Annotated in this window: 16 protein-coding genes; 4 read left to right on the top strand and 12 right to left on the bottom strand. The window is 54.4% G+C overall.

Annotated elements, in window-relative coordinates:
* Positions 1-37: 37 nt before the first annotated feature.
* Positions 38-2,308, top strand: coding sequence for a catecholate siderophore receptor Fiu (locus ACO0LK_RS01525; RefSeq protein WP_422971483.1), 2,271 nt, complete (start codon positions 38-40; stop codon positions 2,306-2,308).
* 266 nt (positions 2,309-2,574) lie between these two features.
* On the opposite strand, the gene ACO0LK_RS01530 is transcribed toward ACO0LK_RS01525, so the two are convergent.
* The 8 genes from ACO0LK_RS01530 to ACO0LK_RS01565 are packed head-to-tail and all read right to left on the bottom strand — an operon-like array spanning position 2,575 to position 11,420.
* Positions 2,575-3,858 (bottom strand): DUF2325 domain-containing protein, encoded by a 1,284-nt coding sequence (locus ACO0LK_RS01530; RefSeq protein WP_422971485.1) that lies wholly within the window; start codon positions 3,856-3,858, stop codon positions 2,575-2,577.
* Positions 3,859-3,912: 54 nt separating this feature from the next.
* Positions 3,913-4,185: a hypothetical protein gene (locus ACO0LK_RS01535; RefSeq protein ID WP_422971487.1), complete on the bottom strand. Its 273-nt coding sequence runs from the start codon at positions 4,183-4,185 to the stop codon at positions 3,913-3,915.
* Between the two features lie 28 nt (positions 4,186-4,213).
* Positions 4,214-5,074 (bottom strand): ChaN family lipoprotein, encoded by an 861-nt coding sequence (locus ACO0LK_RS01540; RefSeq protein ID WP_422971489.1) that lies wholly within the window; start codon positions 5,072-5,074, stop codon positions 4,214-4,216.
* Complete coding sequence (locus ACO0LK_RS01545; protein ID WP_422971491.1) at positions 5,067-5,951, bottom strand: ATP-binding cassette domain-containing protein; 885 nt, start codon at positions 5,949-5,951, stop codon at positions 5,067-5,069. Before ACO0LK_RS01545 ends, ACO0LK_RS01540 begins: the two co-directional genes overlap by 8 nt.
* Before the next feature lie 48 nt (positions 5,952-5,999).
* The gene (locus tag ACO0LK_RS01550) at positions 6,000-7,070 is read right to left on the bottom strand and encodes a FecCD family ABC transporter permease (protein WP_422971493.1); all 1,071 of its coding nucleotides are present in this window, start codon (positions 7,068-7,070) and stop codon (positions 6,000-6,002) included.
* A 5-nt stretch (positions 7,071-7,075) separates the two neighbouring features.
* Complete coding sequence (locus tag ACO0LK_RS01555) at positions 7,076-8,095, bottom strand: heme/hemin ABC transporter substrate-binding protein (protein ID WP_422971495.1); 1,020 nt, start codon at positions 8,093-8,095, stop codon at positions 7,076-7,078.
* Positions 8,083-9,213, bottom strand: coding sequence for a hemin-degrading factor (locus tag ACO0LK_RS01560; protein WP_422971497.1), 1,131 nt, complete (start codon positions 9,211-9,213; stop codon positions 8,083-8,085). Before ACO0LK_RS01560 ends, ACO0LK_RS01555 begins: the two co-directional genes overlap by 13 nt.
* Positions 9,214-9,224: 11 nt before the next feature.
* Positions 9,225-11,420, bottom strand: a complete 2,196-nt coding sequence (locus ACO0LK_RS01565; protein ID WP_422971499.1) for a TonB-dependent hemoglobin/transferrin/lactoferrin family receptor — start codon at positions 11,418-11,420, stop codon at positions 9,225-9,227.
* Positions 11,421-11,995: 575 nt separating this feature from the next.
* On the opposite strand from ACO0LK_RS01565, the gene trmB reads away from it, so the two are divergent.
* Entirely contained in the window at positions 11,996-12,712 is a 717-nt protein-coding gene (gene trmB / locus ACO0LK_RS01570; protein ID WP_422971501.1) for a tRNA (guanosine(46)-N7)-methyltransferase TrmB, read from the top strand.
* Positions 12,713-12,725: 13 nt separating this feature from the next.
* Here the strand turns inward: trmB and ACO0LK_RS01575 are convergent, their stop codons facing one another.
* The 4 genes from ACO0LK_RS01575 to ACO0LK_RS01590 all read right to left on the bottom strand — a co-directional run bounded on the left by ACO0LK_RS01575 (position 12,726) and on the right by ACO0LK_RS01590 (position 21,526).
* Complete coding sequence (locus ACO0LK_RS01575) at positions 12,726-16,610, bottom strand: PAS domain S-box protein (protein WP_422971503.1); 3,885 nt, start codon at positions 16,608-16,610, stop codon at positions 12,726-12,728.
* Positions 16,611-17,100: 490 nt separating this feature from the next.
* A complete protein-coding gene (locus ACO0LK_RS01580) occupies positions 17,101-19,629 on the bottom strand; it encodes a DEAD/DEAH box helicase (RefSeq protein WP_422971505.1) in 2,529 nt (842 codons plus the stop codon).
* On the bottom strand, positions 19,616-20,452 hold the full coding sequence (locus ACO0LK_RS01585; protein WP_422971507.1) for a hydratase: 837 nt from the start codon (positions 20,450-20,452) through the stop codon (positions 19,616-19,618). The genes ACO0LK_RS01580 and ACO0LK_RS01585 overlap by 14 nt, the downstream gene beginning before the upstream one ends.
* Positions 20,453-20,485: 33 nt before the next feature.
* Positions 20,486-21,526, bottom strand: a complete 1,041-nt coding sequence (locus tag ACO0LK_RS01590) for a MerR family transcriptional regulator (protein WP_422971509.1) — start codon at positions 21,524-21,526, stop codon at positions 20,486-20,488.
* A 415-nt stretch (positions 21,527-21,941) separates the two neighbouring features.
* On the opposite strand from ACO0LK_RS01590, the gene ACO0LK_RS01595 reads away from it, so the two are divergent.
* Both ACO0LK_RS01595 and ACO0LK_RS01600 read left to right on the top strand, forming a co-directional pair.
* Positions 21,942-22,355 (top strand): GntR family transcriptional regulator, encoded by a 414-nt coding sequence (locus ACO0LK_RS01595; protein WP_422971511.1) that lies wholly within the window; start codon positions 21,942-21,944, stop codon positions 22,353-22,355.
* A 2-nt stretch (positions 22,356-22,357) separates the two neighbouring features.
* Positions 22,358-23,263, top strand: coding sequence for an ABC transporter ATP-binding protein (locus tag ACO0LK_RS01600; protein WP_422971513.1), 906 nt, complete (start codon positions 22,358-22,360; stop codon positions 23,261-23,263).
* The last annotated feature ends 4 nt before the right edge of the window (positions 23,264-23,267 follow it).

Raw genomic sequence — 23,267 nt, forward strand, 5'->3', positions numbered from 1 at the left:
AGCGGTAGTTATTTTTAATTTTTCCTGAGGAAATGTCATGGCCTATATCAAGAGCCGCAAGCATCATCACGCGCGTTTTAATCATACGGTGACAGCAGCAGCCGCTGCTTTCCTGCTGCCTATCGCTGCCCAGGCGGCTGATCCTGCTTTGCCTGATGTCAAAGTGACGGCAAAGACAGAGAATGATTTCAAGGCAGACAAGGCTTCTTCCCCCAAATATACGCAACCGCTGGTAGATACGACACAGACCATCACCGTCATCAAGCGTGAGCTGATTGATCAGCAAGGTGCATTGACGCTGACAGATGCCTTGCGCAATACGCCGGGTGTGGGTGCATTCTTTCTGGGTGAAAACGGCAGCACCAGCACGGGTGACGCCATTTACATGCGCGGCTTTGATGCATCCAGCAGTATTTACGTAGATGGTGTGCGTGATCTGGGTTCCATTTCCCGCGATCTGTTCAATATCGAACAGATCGACGTACTGAAAGGCCCGGCCGGTACTGACGGCGGTCGCGGTGCGCCTACAGGTTCGGTCAACCTGGTCAGCAAGCAAGCCAACATGGAAGATGCAATCTTTGGTTCTGCCACGGTAGGTAGTGGCAGCCAGAAGCGTGTTTCTGCTGACCTGAACAGGGTTATCAGCGCTGACAAGGGTTCTGCTTTCCGCCTGAATCTGGTGGATCAGGATAGCGGTGTCCTGGGCCGTAACGTAGTCAATAATAAACGCTGGGGTGTCGCGCCATCGTTTGCATTTGGCTTGAACTCACCAACCCGTTTTTACCTGAACTACCTGCATGTGCAGCAAGACAATGTGCCGGATGGTGGCGTGCCTACCATCGGTTTGCCTGGCTACAGCAGCCCGGACCCGAAACGTCCTTTCCTGTCGACGGCACCGAAAGTCGATCCAAAGAATTTTTATGGCTCGGTCAATGACTTCGACAAGGTCACCGCAGACATGCTGACCTTGCGTGCCGAACACGATTTCAACGACAAGGTAAAACTGATCAATACAGCCCGCTATGGTAAAACCACGCAGCATTATCTGTTGACTTCCTTCATGGGTTCGACCGCGAATCTGCTGACTCCATCTACGACCGACCTGTCCACCTGGACACTGGCGCGTGGTACACGCACCCTGAAAGACCAGCAAAATGAAATCCTGACCAACCAGACCAATCTGGTGGCCGATGTAGAACTGGGCGGTCTCAAGCATAGCCTGCTGGGTGGTGTGGAACTGACCAATGAAAAACAGAATACCTGGGGTAATGATGGCCTGGGTACTTTGCCAGCAGCCAATTTTTACAATCCTAATCCTAACGACAAGGTGACGGGTTTGAATCCGGTGCGTAACAGCGTCTTCACACGTGGTGCAACCAGCACCGTCAGCGCCTATGTATTTGACACCATCAAGTTCAGCCCGGAATGGCAGGCCAATGCCGGTGTACGTGTTGATCATTACAGCACAGACTATTCGGCAGCCAGCCTGTCCACTGCGACCAGCAATCCGACTCTGCCAGTAGGTACGCTGGTGCCGACCAACCTGAACATGGCTGGTAATCTGGTTAATATCAAGCTGGGTGCTCTTTACAAGCCGACCAAGGATAGCAGCATCTATGCTTCTTTTTCGACATCCAAGCAACCACCGGGTGGTTCCAACTTTGCATTGAGCGCATCGGCAAGCAGCGCTGCCAATCCGAAGTTTGACCCACAAGAAACCAAAAATGCCGAAATCGGCACCAAGTGGGATTTCCTGGAACAAAAACTGTCATTCACAGCCGCGATCTATCGTACCGAAGTATCGAATGAAGTCGTACAAAACCTGGCTGACTTGCTGTACTACCAGACTGGTAAAAAGCGTGTGCAGGGTATTGAGCTGGGCGTGACAGGTGCCATCAACCGTAACTGGCTGGTCAGCGCAGGCTACGCCAGAATGGATACCAGTGTTGAAAGCGGCCCACTGGTGACGGCCAGCGGTATCAACAACTTATCGTACACACCAAAACAAAGCTTCACAGCCTGGACTTCTTACCAGTTGCCCATGGGCCTGAAACTGGGTGGCGGCGCACGTTTTGTGGATGCACTGTTGCGTGGCACAGATGGCGCAGTCGGCACACCAGCCTCGACGGAAGCCTACTGGGTATTCGATGCCATGGCCAGCTATGCAGTCAGCAAAAACCTGGACCTGCAATTGAACGTCAGTAATATCGCAGACAAAACCTATGTGGCAGCCATCAACAAGAGTGGCTATCGTTACACTCCAGGTACACCACGCGCCGTCAGCCTGACAGCGAATGTGAAGTTCTGATGGAAACTGCTCATTAAAGTAAATGACTGACCAGAGTTCTGGCAAATACCTGAACCCCTCCTGATACAGGAGGGGTTTTTCTATGGGAGCCGCCATGAAGAAAAGACCAAATTAAAAGACCAAATGAAAAGAGACTGTCACCGATGTCAATCAGTGACAGTCTCTTTTGGCTTGTTTTAGTATGAATACAGACAGATCATTGATCTGTCCTATGCTGTGGTTTTGGGCTAGGGTGTTTATTGGGCTGCGTGCTTTTTCGGCCTAATTTATTTAACGGTTTCCAGGTTTTTGCCTGTTACAGCAGGGATGGTAGTTTCAAGCTTGCCTTCGCTGGAAAACTGCTCCAGTCCGCGTGCCAGCGAAGAAACGCTGGGGTTTTCCACGAAGACACAGCGCTTGCCGGTACGCTTGCAAAAATCCTTGACGCGCCAGTAGGCAGTATGGCTGATGCAACCGGTCTGGCAGATGACCAGATCCGCAGCTGCCAGGCTGGCGTCGAGCAAGCTTTGATTGTCTTCCAGGCCACCGTCATGGTGGGCAAAACGTCCGCCTATGCGTTCTACCAGATCACGGTAAGTGGGCACATTGCCACTCCGTCCACCCACACACAGCACGGTTTTTTGTTGCAGATGCAGCGTGATGGGGAAGGTATTGTTTTCCGGTGTCTTGCTGACCACATCGTCAGTGCCGGCCTGGTTGTCAGCGACTTCTGCAATTTTACTGACGCTGCTCAGTTTTTGTTTCAGGTCACGTACCTGGTTTTCCAGTTCTGTCTGACGGTCCGCCATCTGCTCGATTTTCTTTTGCAGGCGCTGGCGTGTATCCAGCTCGGGAACGCCTGCCTTCAGCGTGTTCAAATCATTGCTGAGGAACAGGATGCTGCTGTCCTTGCCTATGTTTTCGGCGCGTAACTGTATCAATTGGGCATTCTGTTTTTCTATTTCACCGGTTTTTTCGGCAACGGCACGGGTATGTCTTTCCTGTACACGTCCCAGTTCACGGGTCAGCAATTTATTTTGTTCCAGCAGGGCATTGAAGCGGCTGACATCAATACGCACACTGGCACCAGCCTGGTGCTGCAACATATGCATGTCGCGGCACAGGCCATCCTGCAAGTTGCTGTCACAGCGCGGATGCGTCAGCGCTGCCCAGAAGGCGCCAGCCACATCGCCCTGGTCTATTGCATCCAGCCACAGGCGAGTGACGGCTGCCGTGGTCTTGGCAGTACGAAACAGTTGTATGGTGCGCGCATAGCGTTGCTCCAGTTCCTGCTGTAGTGCTTCAGACAGGCGATTGCGGCGACCGCAATCGGATATGGCGCCAACATGGATTTCATAGTCATCTGCAACAGTCTTGCCGTTAAGGCTCTTGTTGACGATGCGCCTCAGTGTTGCCAGTGGCAGGCATACGCCTATGACCGGGCAATGGCATTCATGCGGCAGATCCCACAGGCGCCTGCGTCTGGAACCCTGGGACTGGGCAGTGTCTGAGTTGGTTGCCACCATCAACTGGTGCTGGTGCTCTGCTGAAGATTTTTCCTGATCACACATAGGTATTCTCCTGATAAGTCCTATTTGGGAAATGCCGGATCATGTCAAAAAATGTCAATGCATTTTTTTTCCGGGTGGGTTTGCAAAGGCCGCGATATTTGCCGGTTCCTGCTGTTTTTGCAGACGGCCATCAAAGCCTTCTATATTCAGTTGCGCTTCGGCCAGCATATAGGCGAGAACGCGAAATGCTTCGACGTCCAGGCGCAGCGATACATGGTTCAGGGAAAGATGAACCACGCCGCATTCGGGGCAGATCATGACTTCACCTACTTTGCTGGAAGCCAGACCCAGGTGCTGGCAAGAATTGGATTGATTAAGGTGTTTCATGTGTTCTCCGTTGGACCGTTCTATGCGTTTAAGAAGAGGTCTTTTGTGGTTCGGTAATCGTCTTGCAAGGATCGGGACGCGCATGCGGCGGGACGATGTGCGTTACGTCATAGCTATTGTCGGGTGTTGATTGCTTGCTGCCGTCACTGACTGCCTCTACATAACCGTGCACCTGTGTGTCCGGTAACTGCCTGATGGCCAGCCAGTGCGGCACGCCAAGGTCGCGGCGCACATGCCCGTTGCCAGCCAGTAGCACGACGCCGGTGCTGGTATGCTCTGCCAGCACTTTCGCCATCCATACATCACGTGCCACCTGCGCCCTGACCATGCCTGGCACCATCTCAGCCGGCATTTTTCCGCAGTGGCCGGTTTCCATGGCGGCACGTTGACCTTCTACCAGCGCCAAAGGTAAATCGCGGTCCAGCTGGTAAGTCTGTATGGTGACGGCATCAAGTACAGCGGCGTAGCTTTCGCGCATGATGCGGGCGGCATCTGTGCGTGACAGGTTTGCGGCCAGCAAGGGGAGCTGATAGTCAAGCGCCAACTGAATGACGGGGCGGTAGTAAGGCCATTCCCAGCGTTTGCCACCAACCTTGCCGATGATGCAATCGGCATCTTTACATTCAGCCTGGGCCAGGCTGAGTTGGGCCTGATTTTCGCGGTCAAACTGTTCCATGGCGATGGCGGGACGCCAGCCTGCACGCACCAGTTTTTGCAAGTCTTCAAAGCGCTGGCGATGACCATCCGGGTTGTCATGTACTTCACCCAGCAGAAGGATTTTTTTCTGATGGGCAGCTTGAAATGCTGCCGGGTCTGTGCTGGCGCAGGATGTCAGCAAGCCCGCTATCGTCAATAGGATCAGGCTGGTCGCTAATGACATTTTATGCATGGCTGTTCCCTGTTTTTCCAGCAGATATGTTCAGGTGTCCTGCATGGGTGTCGGTCGTGCTTTTCCGGGCGCGGGTTGATGTACGCAGGGGCGTTACCAGCAAGTCACCTTCCGCATTGCGCAGGCAACTAAGGGCGATATCGTATAAAGCTTCCAGTGCCGGTACTGCATCAGCGTTGCTGGGCAGATCACCTGTCAGTTGACCATTCTTGATCAGTAGCAGGCGGTCGAAGGCTTGCAGTGCATGATTGATGTCATGCAGGATGGCGATTACGGCATGCTGGCGTTGTGTTGCATAGTCTTCCAGACTGTCAAGCAGATCAAATTGCAGGCCGGGGTCAAGTGCTGCCAGTGGTTCATCGACCAGTATCAAGCCATTTTTCTGGTCCCACAGTTGGGCAAAAATCCGGGCCAGCTGTATCCTGGCCTGTTCACCGCCGGACAGGCTGTCAAAGCGGCGTTTCAGCAAATGGCCGGCATGTGCCATGGATGCCGCTTCACGCACTATCTGCGGTAGCTCACGGTCATGGGTGCGGCTGACGCGGCCCAGGCTGATGACCAGGTCGGTTTCCAGCGCGAAAGCAACATCACTGCCTTGCGGCAGGACGGCACGCAGACGGCTGAGTTCTTGCAGACTCCAGCTAGCCAGTGGGCGTGATTGAAAGCGGATATGTCCTTCTGCTGCCGACAGTTCGCGCGACATCAGTTTCAGCAGCGTGGATTTGCCAGCGCCACTGGGGCCGAGTATGGCGATTTTTTCTGCGCTCTGGATATGGATAGTGAAAGGGCCGAACGCCTGTTTGCCCAGACGTGTGGAAACGGCGTCAAGTTGCAGCAGTTGTTTGTGTTCTTCCTGATGGATAGTTGTCGTCAGCATGGTATTTTTCAATGTGCAGGTCAGGATCAGTTCAGGATCAGGTCAGATTCAGGCCAGACGGCCACGCGCATTGCGCAACAGGATCAGGAAAAAGGGGCTGCCCAGCAGTGCCGTAAATATGCCGACCGGGATTTCAGCCGGTATGGCGATGGTGCGTGCTACCGTATCTGACAACAGCAACAGCAGGCCACCCATCAGCATGGAGCGCGGTATCACCTGTCTTTGATCGGGGCCGCCAAGGGTACGCACCAGATGCGGTGCGATCAGACTGATGAATGCGATCATGCCGCACCAGGCCACTGAAAAACCGGTCAGTATTGCCACCAGGACGATGACATGGGTGCGCAAATGGCGCACATTGACACCCACGTGGGCAGCAGCAGCTTCACCCAGTGCCAGTGCATTCATGGAAGAGATCATGCTGCGCACGCGCCACCAGGCAGGCAGCAGCAACAACAGCAACAGACCGACTGCCAGCCAACTACCACCTGACAATGACCCCAGGGTCCAGAATGACAGGTTGCGCAGTTGTTCGTCATTGGCCAGATAGGTACACAAACCAATGACGGCAGACGCCATGGCATTCAACGCAATGCCGGTAAGCAGCAGCCCCACGATGGAGCCAGGTGAAATCCAGCGCGCCACCCGGTCCAGCACAAAACATACCAGCAATGCACCGCCGAAGGCGGCAACCGGCAATAGCCAGATGCGCCAGGATTGTGGAATGGGCAAATGCAGGCCAGAAAAAACTACGATGGTCAGAGCTGCGGCAGAAGCGGCACCAGCCGTGACGCCGAGCAGATTCGGGTCCGCCAGCGGATTGCGGAACAGACCCTGGGTGATGGCCCCTGACAGACCCAGTGCAGCACCGACCAGTATCGCAAACAGGGCGCGCGGCAAACGGATATGCCACAGCACATAGGTGCCCCCTGTCATGGGTTGGTCGCCGGCAAGCTGGAACAGGTTCAACCAGTCTTGCAGGCTGACACGCACTGCACCGTATTGCACAGTCAGCAGCAAGGCCAGTGCCAGCAGCACTGCGAGGACGGTAGCGATGCCTGGCAGGTAAGTACCTGTGATCCGGCGTGCCTGGACTGTCAGGGTATTTATGCTACTCATATTACTCACGCTCGTACTGCTTTGCTGATGGCGCTGTCAAGCATGCTGAGTGCATCTGGCAGACGTGGTCCAAAACCGAGCAACAGCATCGCTTCCATGGCAATGACGCGACGGTTGCGGCCAGCAGGCGTTTGCTCGACACCCGGAAACTTCAAGATGGCGTCACTGCCGCCGGCAGCTTTTACACCCTGTTCTGTCACCAGTATGATGTCAGGCTGGGCGGCGATCATGGCTTCTGGCGTCAAAGGTTTATATCCTTTGAAACCGGTGGATGTGGCGATGGCATTGCTCACACCTGCATATTCCAGCATGGCATGGGCCGCTGTTTCCTTGCCAGCCACCATGACCTGGTTGGGTGCATGGGCCAGAATGAAGACAACTTTTACCGGCTTGGCCTTGCCCTGGGTTTCACGCTGTTCTATAGGCGTGCGTGCCCGTGCCCAGTCTTGCTGCAGCTTGCGCATCATTGCCGTGGCCTGGGTTTCGTGTCCGGTCAGTTCACCGATACGTTTGATGCGTTCCAGCACACCCTCAAACTGATGATTGGCGGCCACGATGGCGACCGGCACTCCGGCTGCCGTCAACTGCCGCAGCACGGCTGGTGGCCCGGCATCTTCGCTGGCGATGACCTGGGTAGGTGCAAGCGCCAGCACACCTTCGGCAGAAAGCGCGCGGGCATAGCCGACATTCGGCAGTTTCAATACGCTGTCCGGATAATTGGATGTGGTATCAACCGCCACCAGTTCGCTGGCTGCATTCAAGCCATAAATGATTTCCGTCAGCGCACCGCCGACGCAGACTATGCGACGTGCTGCTGATGCTGGTGCCGATGTTGGTGCAGCAGCACGGGCCAGTGCGGCGAAGGGTGCGAGTGACCCCGCGGCCAACAGGCCTGCTGCCAGTCCACCCAGTTGCCTGATTGACTGGCGGCGGGCTCCAGATGTAGTAGTCGCGGTGATATTGGAGGTGAGGGCGGTAGGCAGGTTTTCTGCCCACGCTGCATCCTGCGGTATCAGGCGGCGCATGATTCGGTTTCCTGCAAGAGTTGATCGATCAGCGCACGCCATTCACACAGTTCCGGTTTGCCGGGTTTGCGCTCGCCAAAGAACATGGCAATGGTTTCGCCATCAGCATCAAATAATTCCAGTGATGTGACCAGGCCATCGGTCGTCGGTTTCTTCACCACCCAGGCGCTGGCGATATGGTCTTCACGCAGATGCAGGTTAAAGCGAGGGTCAAGTACGTTCACCCACGGGCCCATAACGGCGATCTTGTGAACCGGGCCTGAATGAATCTGTATCATGCCAGCATTGCCGGTAAACACCATGATGGGCACGCCTTCGGTAGCGGCGGCCTGCAGCAAGTCCTGGCAACTGCTGACTTCCACTTTCTGTACGAACTGGGGTTCGGCCAGGCGCAGGGCCTGGGTACGTGTTACCGCAAATTTTCTGAGCAGACCAAAAAAATCATGGGTATCACGCAGGGACGACCAGGCCTGGCGAAAACCAGCCACGTCTATTGTTGCATCGGCCAGTTCCAGCAATTTTTCTGGTGCTGCGCTGGTTTGTATGCCGGTGATCTGTTCCGTGCTGGCAAAGCGTGCCACCAGTGCTTCATACGCATTGACATCGCTTTGCGGTTTGATGAACACTTTGTGGATGGCCAGGCCGCTGGCATCAAAAAATTGCAGGCTCAGTTGTTGAGTCGGTTGGCCAGTTTGGCCAGCTTCGCCTGGTTCAGTTGCCTGTGCAGCATCACCGGTGATTTCACGTACGGCATAGCCGTGTGCCCAGTGCTGATAAAAAATCCGCAGATCGATATCACCGCCCAGAACCAAGCCCATATGGTTGCTGTGGCTGGCTTTTTGGTACACGCCGGTTTTTTCATGCACGCAAGAGATATTGCGTGTCAGCGCCATGACTTCCCCCAGTGCTTCCAGGGATTCGATGATGCTGGACCATTCGGCACGCAGGCCGGTGGCATGCAGTATGCAAGCGCGTTCTGTTGGTGACACGCCGACGTGGGCAGCGATCAGCTCCCCTTCGCTGATGTTGAGTGTTTCGGCGATGTCACGGTGGCGTGCTTTCTTTTCATGGCGCAAGGCCGTGAACTGTTCGCGTATGGCTTGGTATTGATCAGACATGGCTAACTCCCTTAAAAATCGTAACGAACGGATACCTGGGCATTCCGGCCAGGCGCGGTGTAAGCGTCTTTGATGCTGCTGTTGTCTGCCAGGCCACGGACATCAGACCAGCGCCAGTATTTGCTGTCGAACACGTTGTTCAGGTTGGCGTTGACGGTCAGATTGACCAGAGGCTTCCAGTACAGGCCGATATCCAGCAAGCGGTATGAGGCAGGGGCAAACTGTGGTGTGGCGGCTGCTGCAATGCGGTCAGCCTGTTTGGCCTGGTGATGCTGGAATTGTGCACGTGCACCCCAGCTACTGGTGTCATAGCGCACACCTGCCACAAATTTCAGGGGGTTGATGGTATCGAGCGGTGTTGTCACGCCTGCGACTTCGCTGTCGCCTTTGGTGTAGGCGACGCCGGCATTGGCTTGCCACTGACTATCGATCTGCCATTCGGCACGGGCTTCAGCACCACGTATTTTTGCCTTGGACAGATTGATGTACTGGAAAACCAGCGGGTCAACCGCAGTGCCCGTACCCCGCACCACCTGCTGGCTGATGAAGTCCTGATAGTTGTTGTCGAATGCGGCCATCGAATAACGCAGACCGCCAGCCTTGCCACGGAAACCCAGTTCAAAGCTGCGGGCACGTTCTGCCTTCAGACTGGCATTGCCGACACTGGTATAGCCCGATGCCAGGTTGGTAAAGCCGTTATTCACCTGATCTGGAGTCGGTGCGCGGAAGCCCCTTGCCAGCTGGGCATAGGGAGCAAAAGCGCTATCCAGTTGCCATACCAGACCCAGGCGTGGTGTGACTGCCTGGTCAGACAGGGTGCTGACGGCGCCGCCGGTATAGCCTGCTGCAGAAGGAGTAAGTTTGTAATGATCGAAACGCAGCCCAGGGATGATGCTGAGCTTGCCGCTTTCGATTTCACTTTGTATGAAAGCGCCAGCGATGGTGTAAGTGGTGTCCGGGAAAGGCTTGGCCGGGAAGGTTTCGCCAAACGGCGCAACGGTGCCATCACGCACGCCGGAAATTTCTGAGCGGCTCCAGTCGAAACCATAGCTCAGGCGTTGTTCCACGATGCCGCTGAGATTGCTTTCCATGACGCTGGACAAACCCAGCACTTTGGTCTGGTAGTGATTGTCACGGGTACGGTCTGCTGCCGTGTTGCGGTCTTCGGCCGAATACTGGCTGACTTTGGCATCTTGCCAGTACAGGCGGGTTTCAGCATTCTGTAGCCACTCAGCATTGGTGTTCCTGTAGCGATGCTCCAGTGTCAGCTTGTTGCGCTCTATCTTGTCGCGGGTATCGAGGTCCAGCGTGCTGGTGGACGCCAGCGGCGGTACGGCGCGCGCCGAATACACTTCGGTATCCTGATTGCGTTTTTGCAATTCCAGGCTGGCACCCAGTTGCTGGGTAGGACTCAGTTTCAGGAACGCTTTACCCAGCAGGTACTGGTTATCATAATCAACAGGATTTGCTGTGGTGCGCGTGACGTTTTTGGCGTCATTGTCAGCCTTGTTTTCTATCTCGTGGCCCCTGCGGTAACTACCCAGCAACATGCCCTGCCAGGTGCCGGTGTCACCTGCCAGACCTACGGTGTTGGCCCATGAATGGTCAACACTGGCATAGCTGGAACGGGCGAAACCGCCGAATGATTTGCCCACTTTCAGCAGGTCAGACGGGTCCAGCGTGCGGAAGCTGACTGCACCCGCCAGACCGTCACTCCCAAACTGGGTCGATGTCGGGCCACGCAATACTTCTACTGTCTTGATGCCATCCAGTTCAAGGAAATCGCCACGACCGGTAGCAAATGCGCCAAAAGAAAAGGCGGCAGGGATACGCGCACCGTCCACCATCATCAAGACCTGATTGCCTTCCAGTCCGCGAATGTTGATGCCTTCGTTACCGGCGCGACCAGTCGCGGCACCGGCTGCGGTGAAGCGGGTTGGCGCCGCACGCACGGTGACATCAAGTTCATTGCGGAACAGGTCTTTGATATCACGCGCACCATCTTGTTCGATTTTGCTGGCGGGGATGACGGTCACGGTATTCGGCACCGCATCCACACGTCTTTCTGTGCGGGTGGAACTGACGGTGATTTCTTTCAGTTGCGTAGCGTCGCTGGCTGGTATCGGTGTCTGTTGAGCCTGGGCGACGTTGGAGCCAAAGCCCCATGCCATACCCAATGCCAGTGCGATGTGCGTCTTGCGTAGCATAGTTTTCCTAATAAATAGTATTAGGCACTGGCTAGCGGCGACTGGCTGGTGCAGATTGTGTGTAATCCTGATCCTGGCTTGTTCCCTGCATGGCATGTCAGTGATCAATGTCATTGATGATGTAGTAATAAGCAGCCGGGATCCGTGATGCCTATACTTATTATAAATGAGACTCATTCTCATTTGCAAGCGAGATAAGTTTTTTCTTTTATTCGTGCCTGAAATCCGTATCTAAAAAGCAAACTGGCAAACTGCAAGGCTTGCTGGTCTTTCCATACGGCATGCTTACAAGGCAGGCCTTACACGTTGAGTTGTATGTGATTTCTCATGGATTTTTCTTGGCCAATGCTCTCGATTATATTTATGGCAAGCAAAGCCGGGATGCCGGGCTGGGCATCATCTGTTAAAATACGGCCCTGGCCTCATGGCTCCTGGCTGCTATAAGTAGCTGCAAAATAATACAGGTAGTGCCGGACTGCGAAAGTCTAGCGTGAAGAGTGAGATTTGCTGCCACGTTTGCGGCGCGGCTATTGCTCACCTGCCTGAACCATCTTCCATTCTTATTGATTTCCTGTATGTCTGATTCCAAATCTGCTGACGGTGTGAAACCGCTGTTTTATGACCCTACCGAGCGCCGTATCCGTAGTTTTGTGACCCGCGCCGGACGTTTGTCCGATGCCCAGGCCAGGGCCATAGAAACCCTGGCACCGCGTTTTTGCATCCCTTATCAAAAAGCGCAACTGGATGTGGATGCGGCATTTGACCGCCAGGCACCGACGGTATTTGAAATCGGTTTTGGCATGGGTGAAACCAGCGCGAAGATTTCTGCAGGTATGCCGGAAAAAAACTTCATCGGGGTAGAGGTCCATACACCGGGCGTTGGCAGTTTATTGAAGCTGACCGATGAAATGGGTTTGCAGAATCAGCGCATCATCCAACATGACGCATTTGAAGTCTTGACGCACATGATTGCCCCGGCTTCGCTACATGGCATACACGTGTTTTTCCCTGACCCATGGCACAAGGCGCGCCACAATAAACGCCGCCTGATACAGGGGCCGCTGGTAACCTTGCTGGCTTCGCGCCTGGCCCCGGGCGGCTATCTGCATTGTGCGACAGACTGGGAAGAATATGCGGTGCAGATGCTGGAAGTATTAGGCGCCGAACCGGCACTGGAAAATACGGCTGACGGCTATGCGCCACGCCCTGAATACCGTCCGGTCACCAAGTTTGAAAATCGCGGCTTGCGCCTTGGTCATGGCGTCTGGGACCTAGTTTTTCGCAAAAAGTAATCACGCATGGAATTTAGTGCCGGGCTTGCAGGCTGAGGCTGACTCTGGGGCGCAAGTCGCGCCAGCGGCCTTCTGCCTTCCAGCGGGCTGACCAGTCAATGAACTGGTCGGCTGGCATGGGCCTGGCAATGCCGTAACCCTGTGCCAGCCGGCAGCCCAGTTCCAGCAGTTTGGCCCCGTGTTCCATGGTTTCCACACCTTCGGCGATGACCTGACGGTCAAATGCACCTGCCAGTCGTATCACGCCTTCGACAATATCCAGGTCTTCGACATCATTGAGCATGTCGCGTACAAAACTCTGGTCTATCTTGAGGGTGTCAATCGGCAGTTTGCGCAGATAGGTCAATGAAGAATAGCCGGTGCCAAAATCATCCAGGGCAAAGTGTATGCCCATTGAACGACAGCGGTTCAGGATGGCGACTGCCTGTTCCATATCGGCGATGGCGGCAGACTCCAGCACCTCCAGTTCAAAATTGGCAGCGTTGAAATACGGATGCAGCCTTAGTGCCGATTGCAGGTAGTCGCAGAAACCATCTTCCAGCAGATGATGGGCGCTGATATTGGCACTGACGCACACCTGCATCCCGCGCAATTGCCAGTGATAGGCCTGTTGCAAGGCGGCTTTGATGACCCATTCACCCACCCGTTTTTCCAGCTTGCTGCCATAGATATGCGGCAAAAATTCCATAGGTGACAGAATGCCGCGTTCCGGATGCTGCCAGCGTATCAATGCTTCCGCACCGATGACGTCACCGGTTATCAGATCCACTTTGGGCTGGTAGTAGAGGACGAATTCTTCCTGTTCCAGGGCAATTTGCAGACGTTCCAGAATTTGCCGGCGCTGTTGGGCCTTGCGGTCATTTTCGGGATCGAACAGGTGATAGCGATTCTTGCCTGCTTCTTTTGCCAGATACATGGCATGGTCGGCATGCCGTAACAGGGTATCGGCATCTACATTGTCATCTGGGTACAGGCTGACGCCTATGCTGGCAGAAATGGTGACGGCCACTTCATTCAATTGTATGGGCTGGCTGACGCTGGCAAGGATGCGATCGAGTATGGTGACGCTTTCTTCTGCCGATGAAATATCTGACAGCAGCAGGGCAAATTCATCACCACCCAGACGCGCCAGGGTATCGTCTGCACGCAGTACATGCTTGAGGTTTTCGGTGACGCTGATCAGCAGCGTATCACCGGCAGCGTGGCCGTAATGATCATTGACGCTCTTGAAACCGTCCAGGTCAAGATAGCAGACCGCCACGGTCTTGCCGGTGCGCTTGGCACGATTGACGGCCTGATCCAGACGGTCTGCCAGCAGACGCCGGTTGGGTGCACCTGTTAACGGATCATAATTGGCGATACGTTCCAGTTCTGCTTCATGGGTTTTCAATTCACTGATATCGGTAAATATGCCTATGTAATGCTGTATCTCGCCCCTGGCGTCGCGTACGGAGGAAATGGATAGCAACTCAGGATAAATTTCTCCATTCTTGCGCTTGTTCCATATTTCACCACGCCAGAAATCGCTGGTGCGGACGGCATTCCACATTTCTGCATAAAAGCTGTCACTATGACGGCCCGACGACAGCAGCTTGGTGGACTGGTCGCAGATGTCTTGTTCGGCATAGCCCGTTATGCGGGTGAATGCCGGATTGATCTTGGTAATGTAGCCTTCCGGATTGACTACCATGATGCCTTCATAGCTGTTGCTGAATACGGTTGCGGCTTCACGCTGCGCCAGTTCCATGGTTTTTTTATCGGTGATATCGGTATGGGTGCCGGACATGATCAGCGGTGTGCCATCCGCAGCCCTGGAAACAATCGCGCCGCGTGTCAGTATCCAGCGCCATTCGCCCGTTTTGGTACGCAGGCGCAGTTCCAGTTCATGGGCTGCGGTGATGCCATGCCGGTGCCGGTCCAGCGATTGCTTTGACTGCACCAGGTCTTCGGGATGCACATGGTCAACCCAGCGTTCGGGGCTTACATTCATTTCGCCGGGCTGGTAACCCAGCATGGTTTCCCAGCGCGCGCTGACCTGAAAGGTGTTGGTCAACAGGTCCCAGTCCCAATATCCCAGATCCGAGCCTTGCATGACACGCTCCAGCCTTTGTTCTCTTTCCAGCAACTCAGCGGCAGTGCGTTTTTTTTCGTCGATATCCGACAGCGTTCCAACGACCCTGAGTGGGTTGCCATCGGCATCACGTTTGACGGCGCGGCCTTTGGCGCGCATCCATTTGATGGCACCGGACTTGGTCAGCATGCGATATTCAAAATCGATATCCGGTGTGCGGCCTTGTCGGTGCGCCTCGATCTGTTGCAAGGTATTAGGCAAATCATCCGGATGTACCAGTCGCTTGAAAAAATCAAAGTCACGTGTATCGGCATCCTCTTCATAGCCTGTCATGTCGTAATAATGGCGTGACCGATACACTTTGCCACTGGGGACATCCCAGTCCCACAAACCTTCGCTGGTGGCTTCAATCGCCATTTGCAGGCGTTCTTCGCTGGCCTGTAATTGCATGGCGACGATTTTACGCTCGGTAATATCCTGCACGCTGCCATGCAGCCTGATCAGCTTGCCCTGTGCATCCTGCAAGGCTTCACCACGGGCAATAATCCAGCGATGGCTACCGTCTGACCTGACTACTTCGGCATCACAGGTATAGGCTGTATTGGTCTGCAGTGCCTGTTCGACTGCATTGGCCAGGCGGGCCCAGCTTTCGGGTGTGAAATATTTCTGTACTTCGGGGTAGACGGCAGCAGGCAGTCTGGGATCGCGACCATAAATTTCATAGACTTCTTCCGACCAGGTGTGGACATCGGTGCGCACATCCCATTCCCAGCTACCGACAACTGCCAGCCTTTGCGCCACGCGCATGGCGGCTTCACTTTCCCTGAGTGCTGCCTCAGCTTCCTTACGTTCGGTCACGTCGCGGGCAATGCCAAACAGGCCGATGATTTTCCCCTTCTTGTCACGCATGGGACCTTTGGTAATCATGAAGACCAGCGCGCGCCCGTCATGTGTGGCTATGTATTCATCATAGGTCTGGGTGTCGCCACTGCTCATGATGGCCCGGTCTTTTGCCTGGATGCTGTCAGCCGAAGGTTTTGGAAACAGATGATGGTCATTCTTTCCAATGATTTCTGCGTGCGTTTTCCCGACAAACTTTGCGCCGGCTTCATTCACGAGAACATAGTGGCCATCAACATCCTTGACGAACACCGCGTCCGAAGTACCGTACACGATGGCATCAAGCAGGTTGCGATTGCTCTGCACTTTGAGCAATGACTTGCGCAAGGCTTCACTCAGCAGGCTGAAGGCGATGCCGCTGACCACCAGAAAACTCAGTTGCAATATATCCAGCCCGGCTTTGATTTCAAAACTGTGCAGCGGTGGAATGACGAAATAAACCAGGCCCATCGTTGCTATCAGTGTGGTCAGCAAGCCCGGTCCCAGGCCGCCAATCAGTGCACTGAGCACGATAGGCAATACAAACATGATGAGCATGGGTCGGTTGTCAAAACGTGGAGCTATTGCATCACGCAGTATCAGTACGGATAAAGGAAGAATGATGGCCAGCAGGTAAACCAGGGTACGTGACGGCATTTGCTGCTGATAATCTTCCAGCAAGGCATGGCCCGGCCATGCCTGATGCTGTTCGTCCCTGCCGGGAACTGCAAGCAGGGCCAGAAACAGCAGGGCACTGGTCGTGACCACAAAGAATATGCCTTTGGCATTGGAGAGCCAGGTCATATTGTTGACCTCATTGGCGATATTATTGTCGACATCAGCAAGGCCGGACAGCAAATTGTCAGACAAGAATATCCATGCCAGTGCCAGCAGTAAATACAGCACTGTCACAATACCAATGTAGCGATTTCGTCGCGTAGTTGTCATGGGTAAGCTGTCTTTGCAACATCAGTCACGGGCAGCAGGTCTGGTCACGGCTTATGCCGTGGCATGCGACCCTGGCCACATGAATCTGCTGCAAAATGAAACTAGTCTTGCAGCATCGTCTTGTCTTAAGCAGCACCGCTTGCAACGGTGCCTGATCAACTTGCTTTGCAATTGTTGCGATACGGACCGTGATACAGACTGCGATACAGATTGAAATACAGATTGAAATACAGTTTTACTGGCATCCATACTTGCTGTCATCGGCAGGCGATGGCGGGCTATATGGCGATATCAAGAAAAATAAGGGAAAATCAGAGGCTGGCCTGATATTGCCTTGAGGTAATTTCAAGATTAACATGCGTCTGAACTTCGAAGCTAGTAAGATGTGGCAACTATGTTTTTTTGTCAACTGAGAAAAAGACAAAATTTGCAAATTAGACAAAAATTTATCTTTGGGTTGCTCTCGATCACTGATTTATACCAGTTTGCCTTATGTGTGGCTACCAAGGGTTGCACTCAATGGGGCCAGCAGGGCCTGCAAATCTTCTGCACTGAATTTTTGTGAAAATGCCGTATCGCTGCCAAGCACCCCTTCTGCCAATGCAGCCTTGCGTGCCTGTAGACCGAGAATGCGTTCTTCTATGCTGCCTTCAACCAGCAATTTGTAGATGAATACTGCCTGGTCTTGCCCTATGCGGTGGGCGCGGGCATTGGCCTGCTCTTCGACCGCCGGGTTCCACCATGGGTCCATATGAATGACGGTGTCGGCAGCTGTCAGATTCAGGCCCACGCCGCCGGCTTTGAGGCTGATCAGCATGATGGGAACCTGCCTGTCCTGAAACTGCGCGACTACCGTACCACGGCTGGCTGTTGCGGTTTTGCCGGTCAGCATCAGATAGCCAAGATCAAGTTCAGTCAGCATGGTGGCAATCAGTTCCAGCATTTCCGTGAATTGCGAAAACACCAGAATGCGACGGCCCTCTGCCACCAGCGCCGGCAGCATGTCGGCCAGCATGTCGAGCTTGGCTCTTTCCATGTCAGGTGGCAGGTTCTGACCGTTTTTTTGGCCTTTTAGCAACTGCGGGTCGCAGCAAACCTGGCGCAGCTTCAGCAGGGCATCAAGGATGGTGATCTGCGCGCCATCAAAACCCTTGCGTTGCAGCACGCGCCTTATCTGTTCATCGGCAGCGACGCGCACGCTTTCATATAGTTCACGCTGTTTTCCTTGCAAACGCAGGCGCTTGATGACTTCGGTGCGGGGTGGTAATTCTGTTGCTACATCATCCTTGCGTCGCCGCAGGATGAAAGGGCGTACACGTTGCGCCAGCAATTGCGCCCGCAGGGTCTCGCCATTGACTTCGATGGGCTTACGCCACAGGCGCGAAAAACTGCGTATGTCACCCAGAAAGCCAGGCATTAAAAAATCAAACTGGGTCCACAATTCACCCAGGTTATTTTCCAGAGGCGTGCCCGTCATGCACAGCCTGTGTCTGGCCTGAATGCGGCGCACGGCATCGGCGCTGCGGCTGGCGGCATTCTTGACGGTTTGTGCTTCATCCAGTATGAGGAAATGAAATTCCTGTGCTGCCAGTACATCCAGATCACGCCATAACAAAGGGTAGGTGGTCAGCACCACATCCGCCTGGCGGATGTCGGCAAACAGGTCGCTGCGTTCAGGCCCTTGCAGGGTCAGCACGCGCAAGGCCGGGGCCATGCGCTGCGCTTCGGCCTGCCAGTTGAAGATCAGTGAAGTCGGCAAGACTATCAGGGCGGGGATATCGAGCCGGCCTTCCTGTTTTTCTATCAGCAGATGGGCCAATACCTGGGCGGTTTTGCCCAGGCCCATGTCATCCGCCAGTATGCCTGCCAGATGTTGCTCGCGCAGATATTGCAGCCAGGCCACGCCATGCAACTGGTAGGGGCGCAAAGTCACACCCAGGCCAGCAGGTGCTGCCACGGCACGCGGGCTGCCGGTTTTTTTCAGCCGCTGCGCCAGATTACGCAAGCCGACGTCGCCCTGTAACTGCCAGCCACCGTAAGGGCCGGCACGGGCAGGCTGGCTGTCGAGCAGGCTGACACGCAGGGCTTCCAGCCGGTAATTGTCCCAGGCGGATAATTGCACTGGCCCTTCCGTCTGCGGCCTGTCGGTCAGCAAATCCAGCATGTGGATGACGATGGCTTTCAAGGGCGCAGCCGTGGCATCAATGCGCTTACCGCCGGGGGCGCGCAATTGTATGATGGCCATGTCGTCTATCTGCCTTATCTGCCTGGCATTCAGCCAGCGGGCATCGCGTTGTAGCAGATGGGCCAGCATGGGCACCAGATCCAGTACCTCGCCTTCGATTTCTATGCCCAGGCTCAGCATCCAAGAACCCTCGCGTGCCGGCAAGCCCAGTGGTGTGATGACTTCGGTGCGGTTACGCATGGGTGACGCCACCTGCTTGCCGGTGATGGCACCGGTGTTTTCATCGATGATCAAATGCCAGGCATCGACCGGCACACTTTCATGCGCGAAACCGGGGCGCACCACGACATGCCAGCCCAGTGCCTGCATCTCAGGCAACCTGTCGGCCCAGAAATCAGAAAAGAAGCCTTCCTGCACCAGGCTCCACAGAGGGCCAAAATTGTCGGCTACTGCCTGGTTGCGCCATTGCAGACTTATCGCAGGCAGTGGTTGCAGGCCGATGTCCCAGACCTTGTCCAGTGCATCGGCTTCTGCCCCAAGATCACGTAACAGGCTGATGGCTTTGTTTTCTGCATCGTGCAATAACTGGGTGGAATGCGGACGGCGGTTCAGCAAGGCGGTAGGGGCCGCTGTTTCCCAGCGCTGGCCGGTATCGGTGTGATACAGCCAGTCGATTTCCACGACGGTGACACTGCCACCACGCGGGCCAAAATCGCCACTGGGTTTCATGCCCAGCAAGCCATCACCTCTGTGCAGGGTTTGCAGAGTGATGCGCGGGCGGAAATGCCCGGTGACTTCAGGCAAACCACGCGGTGCCGGTTTATCTTCCTTCAAAATGCGCCTTCGCAAAACGTAGCTGCATTAAACCCAGATTGCCAAACTGCACGCTGATATCAGTATTCAATGGCACTTGCGGGCTGCCCGCATACGAACCTGTGATGATGGCTTGCCCGGCTCGCAGACCCATGCCCTGACTGCGCAGGAATTCTGCCAGCCAGTACAGCGGCAGACGCGGCTGGCCAGCCGGATGCTGTCCATCCAGAATCATGGCGGCTTCGCTGGCCACCTTTATACTGATGGGCATACTCTGGGTTTGACCTGCCAGTTGATGATCGACACGCGGCCCCAGCACCAGACCCTGATTGAACAGGCAATCCGCCAGATGGTCGCAGAAGCCCAGTTGATCTGCATTGGCGTAGCGTGTATGAATCAGTTCCAGTGCCAGTCGTGTCTCATCTATGGCGGCGTCGACTTCCGCTGCGGTATAAGGTGTGGCTCTAGCGGGTAAATCCTGTGCCAGGATGAATGCCAGTTCCGGCTCTATCTTCACTTGCTGATTGTAGCGATCGTCACGATCGTCACGATCGTCACTCCAGACCATGTGAGTTTGTGCAGATGCTTCATGCACGTCATTGGCATAGATGGGTGCCAACACCCATTTGTCGTCAGCCGGCATGCCACACTTCCAGCCGGCAATGTCCTGATGATGCAAATCGCTGATCAAATCGCTAACGGCGCACTGTATGTCAAATGCAGCTTGCAGCGTCGTTGGGCGACACGATACCGGCAACGCCGGGCCTTGTTCACCAAGCAGACGTCGCTCCAGCAAAATTCTGGCGGCATGGACAGTGCCGGTTTGTTGTCTGGATTCGTTCATGATGATAGTCGGTGAAAAACTGAAGCATGTATTTTATCGCGTCGCTGCCAATCCGGTCTGGCTGGCATTCAGATTGCGCAAAGCCGACTGTATATAAGCAAACAGGCGATTGTCTATTCCCATACGTAATTCTGCCTGTTCAGCAAATGCCTGCTGGATCTTCTTTTGCAGACCGGCCCTGGCACCAGCTTTTTTCAGCGACAGGGTTTGCCAGGCTATGGCCAGCTTTTGTACTTTGGGGTTGCTGACCCGGGTACCAGTAGTACATTCCAGATGCAAGGCAGCGATCAGCGGTGGCCAGGCAGCTGCATCTGTCAGACAATGCTGGCGCAATATCTCCATTTCATCGGACTGGCAATAAGCGGTATAAACCGGCAGGCTGGCACAGGCCAGAGCACGTACCATGTAGTCAAGCGTGGTTTGATCCAGACCAGAAAATAACTGTAAGGCTGGTTCTGCGCTTTGCATCTGATAAAACCTGATGAGTATCGCGGCATCGCCGCCACTTTCATCCTGCATGCATTGCAACCAGCGCTGGCTCAGTGATTGTGCCAGTGCATCTTGCGGTGAAACCTGCTTTTCCATCAAATCGTGCAAGGCCAGGATAAGCGCAGATTTATCAACAGCACCCACCGTTTTGGGCTGGCGGCGCAAGGCTTGCAACTCTGTGGGTGTGAAATATTTTTCGCTATTCACGGTCATTTCAAGCGCTGTCAGCCAGTCGTCAACAGCAGGCAATTGCTGGTTGGCGAGATGATCAGACAGATGCAGCAAGTGATCGCGCAAAGTCAGTGCGTTGTGTGCCTGTTTTTCCATCAGGCTGATCTGCTGCCGGATGATGTCACTCATGCTGACATGCGGGTCATCAAGTATGGTCCGGATTTCATCCAGCGAGAGTTGCAGGCGGCGCAGGGCCTGGATACGGTACAGGCGCAGCACGTCATCCTCATCGTACAGACGGTAAGTATTGTCGGCACGTATTGTGGGAGACAGCAAACCTATCTTGTCATAGTGATGCAGGGCACGTACGGTCAGCCCCGCCCGTTTTGCCAATTCACCTATTTTTAATTTCATGTGACTGTTCCTGCATGGTTTGTCTTTTCAGGCTATTTGCCATGGCTGCATTTAAGCCATGCCTCGGCTTTTGCTCGTGAGAAAAGATGATAAACCCTGACCCTGGGTCATACACAACATATAAATAGGAATTATGCAAAACAGCCCCGGCTGCGTTGCGGCTCCCGCATTTAGCAAGATTCGGTACTAGAGACTGTCTTCGTTGTCACACCTTGCTGAGACAGTTTTGCGTAAGTTCTGATAAAGAAAAATTCAGCTTGAAATTGATAATTTAGTGTATTACTATATTAATACACGTGGTGGTTGGCGTATTCAGGCTTACCGTATTCAACGGGCGTCATCACAGCTTTGTTCCCGGAAGGGTGCAAGCACGTCGTTTAAAAATAATGAAAGGCCAGACCATGGAGCATGAGACATGACGGTGCCAGACAATCCGCGTCAACTAAGTGCAGAGATATTTCGGGTGGTGACCGGGACCAGTGAGCCTATTTACCGGCAACTGATAGAGCAACTGCGTCGTTTGCTGGCCGGCGGGCAGGTGCTTGCTGGTGATGCCATGCCATCAGTACGTGAGGTAGCCAGCGAGTTGGGCGTCAATCCCATGACCGTCTCCAAGGCCTACAGCATGCTGGAGGCGGAGGGTTTGCTGGTGCGTCGCCGTGGCCTGGGTATGGAAGTGGCGGCCCAGTCGAATGGTAATTCTGATCTTGAATCCAGACTGGAATTATTGCGCCCCGGCCTGGAGCGTATAGCTGTCGAAGCCAGTCAGCTGGAATTGGAACCAAAGGCAGTCATTGCACTGCTGACCAGTATTCTTAAAGGAAAATAAGCATGCATGCGCAGACAATACAAACCGGGTCGCAATCAATGTCTCACCCCATACAAATCCTCGGCTTGAACAAATCCTTTAGCGGGCAATCTGTTTTGAAAGAACTTGACTGGCACATAGAGCCGGGCAGCATTGTCGGTTTGCTGGGTCGCAATGGCGCCGGTAAATCTACCCTGATTGAGTGCCTGCTGGGCTTGCGCGATGCTGATAGCGGCAGCTCGCAGCTATTTGGTGACAATGCCGGACAACTCAGCCAGGCAACCAGATCCAGGATAGGTTATGTACCGCAACGCAGTGATCTGTTTGAATGGCTGAATGCCAGACAGATGCTGGATTATTTCCGTCAGTTATATCCGCACTGGAATGAAGACAAAGTGAATAGCCTGATGCAGAGCTGGGAACTGCCTTTCGACAAGGTCATCAACAAACTGTCGGTAGGGCAGAAGCAAAGGTTGTCAATTATTCGTGCCCTGGCACATGAGCCGGAATTACTGATACTGGATGAACCGGTATCCAGCCTTGACCCGGCCGGCCGTCGCGACTTTTTGCGTGAACTGATAGACAGCGTGATAGAGAAACAAACCACTATTGTATTTTCTACCCACATTCTATCTGACCTGGAACGGGTGGCGATGAATGTGGCATTTCTTAATCATGGCCGTATCGTGCATCAGCAGGCACTGGATGACATGATGGACAGTACCGTGCGCGTCACCGGAAAAAGCCAGGTACTGGCGCAACTCACGCCAAAACGGACCCTGAGCGCGTGCCGCAATACCGGCACACAGGGTGAAGACAGCATACTGGCCCAGTTTGAACCGCAGCAGCTGGAGCTGCTACAGGGGCGCCAGGATATGCGTCTGGAAAAACTGGGCCTGGAAGATCTGTTCATAGAAATGACGCGATAAAGAT

It is taken from the genome of Undibacterium sp. Ji49W, assembly GCF_049340205.1.
Taxonomy (GTDB): domain Bacteria; phylum Pseudomonadota; class Gammaproteobacteria; order Burkholderiales; family Burkholderiaceae_D; genus Undibacterium.